Source organism: Candidatus Latescibacter sp. (assembly GCA_030692375.1).
Classification (GTDB): domain Bacteria; phylum Latescibacterota; class Latescibacteria; order Latescibacterales; family Latescibacteraceae; genus JAUYCD01.
Map to the genome: position 1 here is coordinate 1 of JAUYCD010000163.1, position 10,188 is coordinate 10,188.

The following is a 10,188-nucleotide window of genomic DNA, read 5'->3' on the forward strand; positions in this document are numbered from 1 at the left end:
TTGGGGGATTTAGGGGGCTGTAGTTTTGAGGTTTACAGAAAGATAATTATTTTTTATGAATAATCCGGGTTAGTAGTCAGGAAACGAAAAATCATGGAATCTTAAAGAATCAGGGAGGTAGCCGTGCTTTGGAGTAAGGCACAGACTTTCAAAGAAGAGCCTTTTTACAACGAGGCTGAATTGGAAAATGCTATCTGCGAGGCAGCGCTGGTTCTTTTCGGACCCTCGCGAATCTATTTAAATATTAAAAAGAAGGTAGGCGCTAAGGGGAAGACCCGAAATGTTCCAGATGGGTTCTTGCTTGACCTTGCCAGCGCAAAACAGCCGAGATTATTTGTTGTAGAAGTAGAACTCGCCCAGCACGATCCATTAAAACACGTTGCTATTCAGATACTTGAGTTCTCACTTTCATTTGAGACAAGCCCTCAAACAGTTAAGTCGGCTATCAAAGAAGCAATGCTGCGCGAACCTGCGGCGGTTTCCCTCTGTCAGAACTACATTTCAAGAAATGGTTTCGAAAATATCGATTTTCTTCTGGAACAGATTATCTACAGCAAGGACAGTTTCAATGCATTAGTTATTATTGACGAACTTCCAGATGAACTTGAAAAGGTTCTTATCAGCCGATTTAAATTTCCTGTGGAAATTCTCACATTCGCCCGATATCGTAACGCCTCGGGAGAGAGAATCTACAAGTTCGAACCATTCTTGGAAGATATAACATCTATTGTTTCAATAGATGATCAAATTTCCCAAGAGACCGTTGTTGATATCGCAGAGTTGGATACGATTGTTGTGCCTGCAAGAGAGGATGGTTTCCAAGAAACCTTCCTGGGGGAAAAACGATGGTACTCAATTCGTATACACTCAAGCATGCTTAAGAAGATTAAATATATCGCTGCTTATCGTACCGCGCCCGAGTCATCAATCACCCACATAGCTGAAGTTGAATCGATCGAACAATGGCAAGATACTAACAAGTATGTTCTCAACTTTGCCGCGCCAGCTCAACCTATCAGACCGATCCATTTGGTGCCGAAGGGCAGGGTCAAAGCACCACAGGCACCACGATATACAACAAGAGTTCTATTGATGAAAGCCAAGAACCTTGATGAAGCATTTTGACAGCCAACAGCCGGTTGTACCTGACGGCTAACAGGAAATGCAAGGTTAAACAGAGGCCGTTAGATTATCAATGTAAAACACGTTGTATGTGCTTCGATTAAGAGAAGCCACATACAAAATACGAGGACATACTTATTCGTCGAGTCTGGTATTATAAAAGTCAGTAGGTAAAGCCGGATTGGATCAGTGTGACTGCATGAAAATCGATTATATCGGCGGTTATTCCACATTGCAATGATCACTTCAAGCGGACAAGCGACATTCAAGAAAACCGATATTGTGATATTTTGTGCCCAAAAAAACACAGCGCCGAACGACAGAATTTGTGTAAATGACATTCGAAGAAAGATATTGTAAATGGATGAGCATAAAAACACCTCCCACATCATCCTCTATCAGACCGAAGATAGGAAAACCCGGCTGGAAGTGCGGCTGGAAGACGAAACGGTATGGCTAACGCAGAAGATGATGGCGGAGTTGTTTCAGAAAGATGTACGCACCATTAACGAACACATCCAGAATGTATATGATGAAAATGAATTGACCTCCGAGGCAACTATCCGGAATTTCCGGATAGTTCAAATAGAATGGGATGCACCACAATATAAAAATGAGTCAGGAGGATTTTATTCATGAAAATAAGGATTATTTTAGAACCGAGCGAGGATGGAGGATTCACCGCAATTGTTCCTTCTCTTCCCGGATGTATCAGTGAGGGGGAAACGAAAGAGGAGGCTTTGGCGAATATTTGAGAGGCAATAGAATTGTATACGGATTTATGAAATTGACAGTGCCTGCTCATCGACCCGTCAAACGCTCCACGTTGGCGCATATTCTCAAACATGCTCAGATTTCTGTTGAAGAGTTTATTTTCTTACTTTGAGATGGCTGGCTATCGGAAGAGGCAACGTGTAAAGGAAACTTACAAGTTCAAATGGAAGGCTACCAAAGCGCTGGCGGATGACGAGGAGTTTAAGCGGATCGAGGAGGCGGTGAAGAAACTCCCGAAGAAGTGAGAAGCAACTCAAAGACCTGTTCGCGAAGAGCAGCCACAGTGAGCGGCCCCGTCAATGAACCTGGTCGTTGGAACCAAAGAACTTGACATGAAAGGATTAATATCATGGATGATTTCGACGAAATAGACGCCCGAATCGCCAGGGCCTTTGGAACAGAAGAAGCGCCTGAAGTTACGGAAGAGAATTTACTCAAGTACCGTGAGTATATCCTGGATCATTTTGACAAAAAGACGATTCTCACCGGACGAGAGGACTTTCTTTGGGAGGAGTTTTACGTTCTTGGTCCGGGTGATCCTGCAGAGTATAAGAAACTGAAGAAAACGCGCCCATCATATACTGACGAATATGAATTGATCGATATAGTGAAAGGCCGGGTGGAGAGAAACGATTTGGTCGCCTTGGTGAAACGTCTGTCGGATAAGAAAATTTTTGAGATTGAGCTATACTGGTTGACAACGAAAGAGAAGAAAACGAAAGACTTTCAACTGCTCGATGATTATGCCACGTGGCAGGTGAACTGGTAATATTATAGGAGAAAATCCATGACCAGAATGATTTTTGCATACCTTAAAATCTTGAGTATCCTGCTTTTCCTCGGTTTACCGAGTTTATCTTTTGCCGAAAACACGGTGCTGGTATTTATCGTGGACGGCCTTCAGGGCGATGCAGCGAAGGTCGCGGCAGCCAATGGCGCACAGAATTTGAAATTCCTCATGGACAACGGGGTTTGGGTCGAAGAAACCTATTGTACAAGCCCGGCGCCGCGCATGGCTCTGCCCGATGGCTCCCTGCCCTGGGGAACAACTACTTCTTCGAATGTCTCGATGCATACGGGAACGCATGTTTTTGAATCACGGCAGATGGATGATATTTTCCTTTCCGCACGGCAGGCGAAAATCAAATCCGTATTTGCCGGCGGCGCGGGTAATTATAAAGAATTCACCACGCCCGATTTTACCAATTTCGGCAACCTGTCCGATTCGGTTGTCGTGCAGCATGGCATCGATCATTTTAAAAAGGACGGCGTCCGGCTCATAAGGCTGCATCTCCAGCAGATCAGGGATAGCTGGACAGGGCCTGAGGATAAAATCAAGCCGGATTCACGGTATCAGCAGGCTATTCAGAAAGTTGATGTTCTTTTGGGGAAACTGATCCAGACGTTTAAAAGCGCCGGTGTCTGGGACAGCACCTATGTGATTCTCGGGGCGGACCACGGCATGGGTGTTACAAATAGAAGCGAGCATCCGCCATCGGTGCGTTCTTCATGGTCTCCGGTCATGAATTTTTACGGGCCGGGGATAAAAAAGGGGAGCAGTATTCCCTATGCCGAAACGCCGGATATGGCTATAATGATCAATCACTTTTTACACCTGAAACCGTTGCAGGGTCACACGGATCCCAAAGTGACCATCGAACCGAAAGGTACGACCGGAACGTTCTTAAGCAATATATTTGAAGGGAATCCGAGAGAGATCAAACATCCGAAATTCATCCACAGATATTTGGAAAGCAAGAATTGGAAACCATCCGATGATTTTGGTGAGTACCGCCTGGCTATGCTGTCGTATATGAAAGAATTGGTAGTAAAACAAAGATGATTTTACTAGAGGAAACACCGCGATGTGCACAGTACCCCACATTTTTATCGACGCCGACGCATGTCCGGTGAAAGAGGAAGTCTACCGAGTGGCCAGGCGCTATGACCTCGGGGTCACTCTTGTGGCAGGGTCGCGTATGCGGATCCCTAATGATAATAAAATAACGCTGGAGATTGTTGACCAAAATCCGGATGCCGCTGATGACTGGATAGTTGAACATGTAGAGGCTGATGATATCGTGATCACCGCGGATATTCCCCTCGCCGCTCGATGTCTGGAGAAAGGGGCGTACGTGCTTGGGTCCACAGGCAGGCCATTTACCGGAGATAACATCGGTTCGGTGCTTGCCACCCGTAACCTGCTCTCCGAACTGCGCGAGTGCGGCGAGGTTACCGGCGGACCTCCGCCATTGGGCAAACGAGACCGTTCACGTTTCCTCGGGCAATTGGACGAAGCAATCAACGCGATCCGCCGCAAGCGAGCATGAAATGAATAAGAAAAATCAAGAACAAAGGCTTTTATTCTGTCTTCTGACTTCTTTCATTTTTTATAAGGAGGCTTTATGAAATTGCAGGGAAAATATGATTGTATAAATTCTAACCGCCGGGGTTTTCTGAGAAACATTTCCCTGGGAGCAGCCGGGCTGGTAATCGGTCAGGCAAGCTGGCTGAGCTTGTCGAAGCCAGGTGCCGGCGAAGCATCCGCCGCGCAGGCATCCCCTTTGGCTGAGCCTGTCGAAGCCAGGGTGTCATTCTCCGCCGGAAAGGATCGCCGCGACCTGATGGTGGAGATTCTGAAACCGTTCGAGAAGGAGATACGGAAGGGTATAAAGGGGAAACAGGTGGTTATAAAACCCAACTGCGTCTGGCATGACTATCCTCTCTGCGCCACTCACCCGGATGCAATACGGGGGGTATTGGATTTTCTGAAGCCCATCTATTCCCAAAAAGTGATTATCGGGGAGTCAACCGCCTCGCCCAACGGGACGTTTTACAATTTTGAAAAGTACGGCTATACTCCTCTGGAAAAGGAATACAACGCCAAACTGGTCGATCTGAACCTGGATACCGCCACGACAGAATGGATTCTGGGGGAGAACCGGTACCCGCTGGACATCAGGATCATCGACGCATTCTTGAATCCGAACAACTATATCATTTCACTGGCGCGGATGAAGACCCATGACTGCGTGGTAGCTACCCTGTCCATGAAGAACATGATCATGGCTTCGCCTATCAACGTCCCGAAGAACCACCCCGCTTTTGTGAAAAATCAGTTCGAGAAAGCCAAGATGCACCAGGGCGGACCTAAGGGAATCAATTACAACATGTTCCTCGTCGCCCATTTTGCCCGTCCAAAGCTTGCGATCATCGACGGGGTCGAGGGAATGGAAGGCAACGGCCCGGCCAATGGAACTCCGGTCGAGCACGGAGTGGCGGTGGCGGGTCTGGATGCGGTTGCAGTGGATCGTATCGGCCTGGAACTGATGGGGATCGACTACGCCGATGTCGGGTATCTCCAGTGGTGCTCCGCCGCCGGTCTTGGCCAGGGCGACCGGAGCAAAATCCAGATTGTAGGAACTGCCGACCTGTCAAAGCATGTAATCAAATACAAGCTCCGCGATAATATCGCCTGGCAGATGGAATGGAAAAAGGATGAAAAAATAGTGACAAAGTAAAAAGAACAGGATTATTAACCACGAAACGCACGAAAGAACACGAAAAATGATTTTAAAATGAACAACAAATTTCGTGTTTTTCGTGACTTTCGTGGTTCAAAATTTTTTCTTCTGCCTTCTGTCTGCTGACTTCTGTATTCTATTTTTTTTTTAAGGAGTGTTTCATGCGTTCGAGTTTTAACAGGAATTATGAATCACCGAACCGCCGTGATTTTCTGAAAGGTTTTACCGCCGGAGCGGCCGGTCTGGCGCTCGGATCGCGCTGGACGCCCGGAAAGTCCGGGGAGGCTTTCGCCCAGGCCCGCACGGACAGGAGCGCGGTTGCTCTCACCACCGGCTCAGACCGCCGCGAGATGGTGATTGCCGCGTTGAAGCCTTTTGAAAAAGAGATCAAGGCCGGCATCAAAAACAAGCAGGTCATCATCAAGGTCAATATGGGACAGGTGGACGAAAAGTGGCCGCTCAACGCCACTCATCCCGATGCGGTGCGGGGAATTCTCGATTTCCTGAAGCCGATCTACAAGCAGAAGGTCATTGTTGCCGAATCCACCGCTGCAACTTCCCGGAGCACCATGGACGGATTCAAGAATTACGGATTCCTGCCCCTGGAGAAGGACTACAAAATACAGTTCGTCGACCTGAACGATTCGCCGACATCGCTTCAGTTCATACTCAGCGACAAGGGCCATCCCTTGGGAATAAACATTCTCAAGCCTTTCCTCGATCCGAGCAACTACATGATCTCAGCCACACGGATAAAATCCCATAACTGTATACTTGCCACTCTCTCGCTCAAGAACATGGCGATGGCCTCTCCCGTTAATCACTATAAACAGAAGGAATATGCCAGCCGTAACGAAAAACCGCTGATGCACTCAGGAGGCAACCGGGGGCTTTCCTACAACCTGTTCCGGGTTGCGCAGATCGGGGTGCGGCCTAACCTCGCGGTTCTCGACGGTGTCGAGGGCATGGAAGGCGACGGCCCGGTGAACGGCGCCGCTATCCAGCATGGGGTGGTGCTGGTCAGTCCGGACTGGCTCGCCGCCGACCGTATGGGAGTGGAATTGATGGGAGTCGATTACAGCAAGGTGATCTACCTCCGCTGGTGCGGGCAGGCGGGAATGGGCCAGGATGACCGCTCCAGGATCGACATCATCGGCCCCGACCCGGCAAAATATGTGAAGGCTTATAAAATGCACAAGAATATCGCCCAGCAGCTTGATTGGATTGAAAAGGATAAAATCTGACCTTTGACGAAGGTTTCTGTATTTTTTGGAATATGGCTGGTATTGCTGCATGCTGCCCCGTTTGCACAGAGTGAAAGCAATCCGCCCGACCGTGTTATGACGGTTCATGCCGCGGATGCGCCTATCATCGACGGCGTCCTCGATGATGCCTGCTGGAGGAATGCGGACTGGAAAGGTGATTTCATCCAGCTCGGACCATCCCCCGGCGAGCCCGCTCGTGCAAGGACCCGTGTGGCGGTCGCATTTGATGAGAAGAGCCTTTTCGTCGCCTTTCGCTGTTTCAATCCGACCGGAAGCTCCGCCAATTCCAAGATAATCCGCCGTGACGGCGACATGGATCAGGATAACGCGGTGACCCTGTATCTGGATACATTTCTAACACGCCGCGACTGCTACTATTTTTCCACCAACTCCCTCGGCACCCAGATCGACGGCCGGATCGGCGAGGACGGGAACGCGAACGACAAAAGCTGGGACTGCACATGGCGGGTAAAATCCCTTGAAGATTCATTGGGCTGGACTGCGGAGATGGCGATCCCGGTGAGCGAGATCCGTTTCCCGGAGGGGAAGGATCGCATTTGGGGCATCAACTTCAGACGGAATTATCCGGAGTATTATGAAACGAGTTTCTGGGTGGAGCGCGATGCCGCATGGCGGATTTCCCGATCCGGCGATCTTTTGGGTCTGGGAGAATTCAAAAAGACGCTTTCCGCCGCCCTCTACCCGTATCTCGTGACGCTCAACTCGAACACTCCCTCGGCCGGGCGCAGAACAATCTTCTCTTCCGGGGATACCGAGGCGATTTTTGGCGCCGATCTCAAGTTCAATCTCGGGGCCGGCGTGAACGGCAACATGACATATAATCCCGACTTCGCCACCGTTGAAGCCGACCTCGATGTGATCAACCTCACCCGGTATGAAACCTTCTTCCCGGAGAAACGGTTCTATTTTCTCGAAGGGGCCGAGCTGTTCCGGTCCCGTTTCAACGTTTTCCACTCCCGCCGGATAGGGGATATCGACCTCGGCCTGAGATCCAACGGCCGCATAGGAAACTACAACTTCGCGGTGCTTACCGCACGCGAGCGGGACATGACCGATAATCCTTCGTCCCAGACATCGGTTATGCGGTTGCAGCGGGATGTGTTGAAATCTTCGAATATCGGCTTCATGGCGGTTGACAGGGAAATGAGCGGCGACTTTAACAGGCTTTTCAGCGCCGATGCCACCATCAATCTACCGAACGGCTCGCGCGTTTCTTCCCAGATGGTCGGCAGCTCCGCTCACGACAGGGACATGAAAAAGGCCATGTATCTGGGATTCGGCCGTCAGGCTCCGCTCTATAATTATCAGATCAACCTGACCTCGATCGATCCCGGTTTCCGCGACAATGTCAATCCGGTCGGCTTTATCCCCGCCGACGACCGGCGCGAGGTCGAGGCTAGTGGAGGGAATGAAATCTGGATCAGGAAATACGGGATCGATAGAATCGGCACCAATATCCACAGCGATGCGTTCTGGAACTACAAGGGATCTCTTCGTAATTTTGAAGCTGGTGGTTGGGTGGGTGTGACGTTTCTCGATACATGGCTTCTGGGGTATGCAAGGAACTATCATACCGAGGTATTCGAGAAGCGTTTCCATAACGATACTGTCACGGTGGAGGGGGCCTATAATCTACGGTCACGGAACAATGCGCATATTATGCACGTGTGGGGGGAAAACTTCGATGCGGATTTCCGGAGAATACGACTGAGGGCGAATCTGAAACCGAATCCGAAACTGGCGGTGTCCAATGAATTTACCTATCTCGCCGTTTCACCCGATCCAGACAAGAAGAGCACAAGGATGTACAATTTGACCACCGATTATAATTTCACTCCGGATCTGTGGCTGCGGTTGATCACACAATTCAACAGCAATAACGACCGTGTTTACGTTTACGGTCTTTTCGGCTGGCGGTTCGCGCCGCCGTTCGGGGCGCTGTATATCGCTTATACAGCCGACAGGTTCGACGATCCGCTCGATGTTAAATCGATGGAAAATCAACGAACGCTGTTTGTAAAAGTCACCGTTCCTCGGTCATTGAAATGAAATCCCTATAGTCCTTTCATCCGCATTCGTATTGCATAGAGAGAAGTTCCCGCGGTGATGAAAAGTGTTTGTCTGTATTTACCGCCGAAACAGACATTCGAGGTCTGTTCGGGTACCTTTATATTCATAATCTCGACGCCATCAGGATTGAAAATAGTAACACCGCCTGTCGTGAGATAGACATTTCCTTCGGCATCGATTGTCATGCCATCGCCGCCTTTCGAAGTAAAAAGCTTTTTATCATTCAGTATTCCATTATTTTTAATAGTATACATATATGTTTTATTCGCTCCGTTATCGATAACATAAAGCCTTTTTCTCCCATTATCCCCTTCAATACCGTTCGGTCTGATCAGGTCGTCAATTACTCTAGTAAGGTTCTTTCGGTCCCAAGAGAGATAGTATACATGTTCCCCATCCTGCTCCATGGCGCCAATCAGCTTCTGTTCGGGCCTGATTCTGTAGCGTGGGTCGGTAAAGTATATCCCCCCGTCCGGATCGATCCAGAGGTCATTTGTACTGTTCAGCCGCTTGTTGTCATATATATCCGCCAGAATGGTCTTGTTCCCTCTTGAATCGAAAGAAACAAGCGCCCGTCCCCGTTCAAGACATGCGATAAGAACGCCGTTGCCATCGAAACCAAGACCGTTTGCCCATTCGGTATTTTCCAGAAACAAGGATAGAGTGCCATTCACAGACCACCTGTATATCCGCTGATTCGGGATATCGGAGAAGTAGATATTCCCCTCTGCATCACATGCCGGACCCTCGGTGAACATGAAACCGCCTGCGAGTTTTTCAACCTTCGAGCCGGGCACGATCAACAGAGTGTTCCCCTGAGATGCTGCTTTATTGATTGGAGATAATTCTTTCCCACAGCATAGCAGCATTACCCAGAGAACTACTGTAAAATACCAGTTCAATTTCAGTATCATGGCGTATAACCTGTTTGTTACCGACTTGTCAGTCTGTCCGATTATATGGCGTTTTTCACATGCATATGTCAAGCATTTTTCACTTTTCACTACTACCATCTGGGTCGATCCCAATATCCAGAACTTTTGATTACGCGTATCGATGCAGATAACATTTTCTATCCGCGCACATCGGTGTGATCCGCGTCTGTATTTCATACGACTCTGGTGGTAACCATGGTCTTGTTTGACGCTGGCCATCCCCCAGATTTTTGAATCAATTTTTTGTAACTCTTTATAATGCTTATCGTTCCACGAAAATATTATCGGGTAAATGCAATTCCTCATGAAGGACAAATCCCCCCTGTCCTTCGGACATCCCCCCTTATTAAGACGAGGGCGACAAAAGTAAAAAACTTTTATTCAACTTGAATGCATCAAAAGGTCTGTTAAAGGCGAACAGAGAACAGGACGGTTAAAAAGATAACAATGGAACCTGAAAACATACATCGAAAGCCA

The 10,188-nt window shown here is 48.7% G+C and carries 9 protein-coding genes and 2 pseudogenes; 10 read left to right on the forward strand and 1 reads right to left on the reverse strand.

Going from position 1 to position 10,188, the window contains the following annotated elements; translation table 11 throughout:
• The first annotated feature begins 123 nt into the window (after positions 1 to 123).
• The 10 genes and pseudogenes from Q8O92_09780 (at position 124) to Q8O92_09825 (ending at position 8,755) form a co-directional block, all read left to right on the forward strand.
• Positions 124 to 1,125 carry a hypothetical protein gene (locus Q8O92_09780; protein ID MDP2983603.1) on the forward strand — a complete coding sequence of 334 codons (1,002 nt, stop codon included), beginning with the start codon at positions 124 to 126 and terminating at the stop codon, positions 1,123 to 1,125.
• Positions 1,126 to 1,482: 357 nt separating this feature from the next.
• Positions 1,483 to 1,713: pseudogene (locus Q8O92_09785) on the forward strand (hydroxyacid dehydrogenase).
• 44 nt (positions 1,714 to 1,757) lie between these two features.
• Positions 1,758 to 1,874: pseudogene (locus tag Q8O92_09790) on the forward strand (type II toxin-antitoxin system HicB family antitoxin).
• 93 nt (positions 1,875 to 1,967) lie between these two features.
• Positions 1,968 to 2,141 carry a hypothetical protein gene (locus Q8O92_09795; protein ID MDP2983604.1) on the forward strand — a complete coding sequence of 58 codons (174 nt, stop codon included), beginning with the start codon at positions 1,968 to 1,970 and terminating at the stop codon, positions 2,139 to 2,141.
• Positions 2,142 to 2,245: 104 nt separating this feature from the next.
• A complete protein-coding gene (locus tag Q8O92_09800; protein ID MDP2983605.1) occupies positions 2,246 to 2,665 on the forward strand; it encodes a hypothetical protein in 420 nt (139 codons plus the stop codon).
• Positions 2,666 to 2,683: 18 nt separating this feature from the next.
• Positions 2,684 to 3,739, forward strand: a complete 1,056-nt coding sequence (locus tag Q8O92_09805) for an alkaline phosphatase family protein (GenBank protein ID MDP2983606.1) — start codon at positions 2,684 to 2,686, stop codon at positions 3,737 to 3,739.
• A 22-nt stretch (positions 3,740 to 3,761) separates the two neighbouring features.
• The gene (locus Q8O92_09810) at positions 3,762 to 4,226 is read left to right on the forward strand and encodes a YaiI/YqxD family protein (GenBank protein ID MDP2983607.1); all 465 of its coding nucleotides are present in this window, start codon (positions 3,762 to 3,764) and stop codon (positions 4,224 to 4,226) included.
• 75 nt (positions 4,227 to 4,301) lie between these two features.
• Complete coding sequence (locus tag Q8O92_09815) at positions 4,302 to 5,417, forward strand: DUF362 domain-containing protein (GenBank protein MDP2983608.1); 1,116 nt, start codon at positions 4,302 to 4,304, stop codon at positions 5,415 to 5,417.
• Between the two features lie 164 nt (positions 5,418 to 5,581).
• Positions 5,582 to 6,664 (forward strand): DUF362 domain-containing protein, encoded by a 1,083-nt coding sequence (locus tag Q8O92_09820; GenBank protein ID MDP2983609.1) that lies wholly within the window; start codon positions 5,582 to 5,584, stop codon positions 6,662 to 6,664.
• A 3-nt stretch (positions 6,665 to 6,667) separates the two neighbouring features.
• A complete protein-coding gene (locus Q8O92_09825) occupies positions 6,668 to 8,755 on the forward strand; it encodes a DUF5916 domain-containing protein (protein ID MDP2983610.1) in 2,088 nt (695 codons plus the stop codon).
• A gap of 5 nt (positions 8,756 to 8,760) precedes the next feature.
• Here the strand turns inward: Q8O92_09825 and Q8O92_09830 are convergent, their stop codons facing one another.
• Positions 8,761 to 9,690 carry an SMP-30/gluconolactonase/LRE family protein gene (locus tag Q8O92_09830; protein ID MDP2983611.1) on the reverse strand — a complete coding sequence of 310 codons (930 nt, stop codon included), beginning with the start codon at positions 9,688 to 9,690 and terminating at the stop codon, positions 8,761 to 8,763.
• Positions 9,691 to 10,188 lie beyond the last annotated feature (498 nt).

Coding starts and splice junctions, on each gene's coding strand:
- Q8O92_09795 (MDP2983604.1), top strand. CDS start 1,968: ATGCTCAGATTTCTGTTGAAGAGTTTATTTTCTTACTTTGAGATGGCT.
- Q8O92_09800 (MDP2983605.1), top strand. CDS start 2,246: ATGGATGATTTCGACGAAATAGACGCCCGAATCGCCAGGGCCTTTGGA.
- Q8O92_09805 (MDP2983606.1), top strand. CDS start 2,684: ATGACCAGAATGATTTTTGCATACCTTAAAATCTTGAGTATCCTGCTT.
- Q8O92_09810 (MDP2983607.1), top strand. CDS start 3,762: ATGTGCACAGTACCCCACATTTTTATCGACGCCGACGCATGTCCGGTG.
- Q8O92_09815 (MDP2983608.1), top strand. CDS start 4,302: ATGAAATTGCAGGGAAAATATGATTGTATAAATTCTAACCGCCGGGGT.
- Q8O92_09820 (MDP2983609.1), top strand. CDS start 5,582: ATGCGTTCGAGTTTTAACAGGAATTATGAATCACCGAACCGCCGTGAT.
- Q8O92_09830 (MDP2983611.1), bottom strand. CDS start 9,690: ATGATACTGAAATTGAACTGGTATTTTACAGTAGTTCTCTGGGTAATG.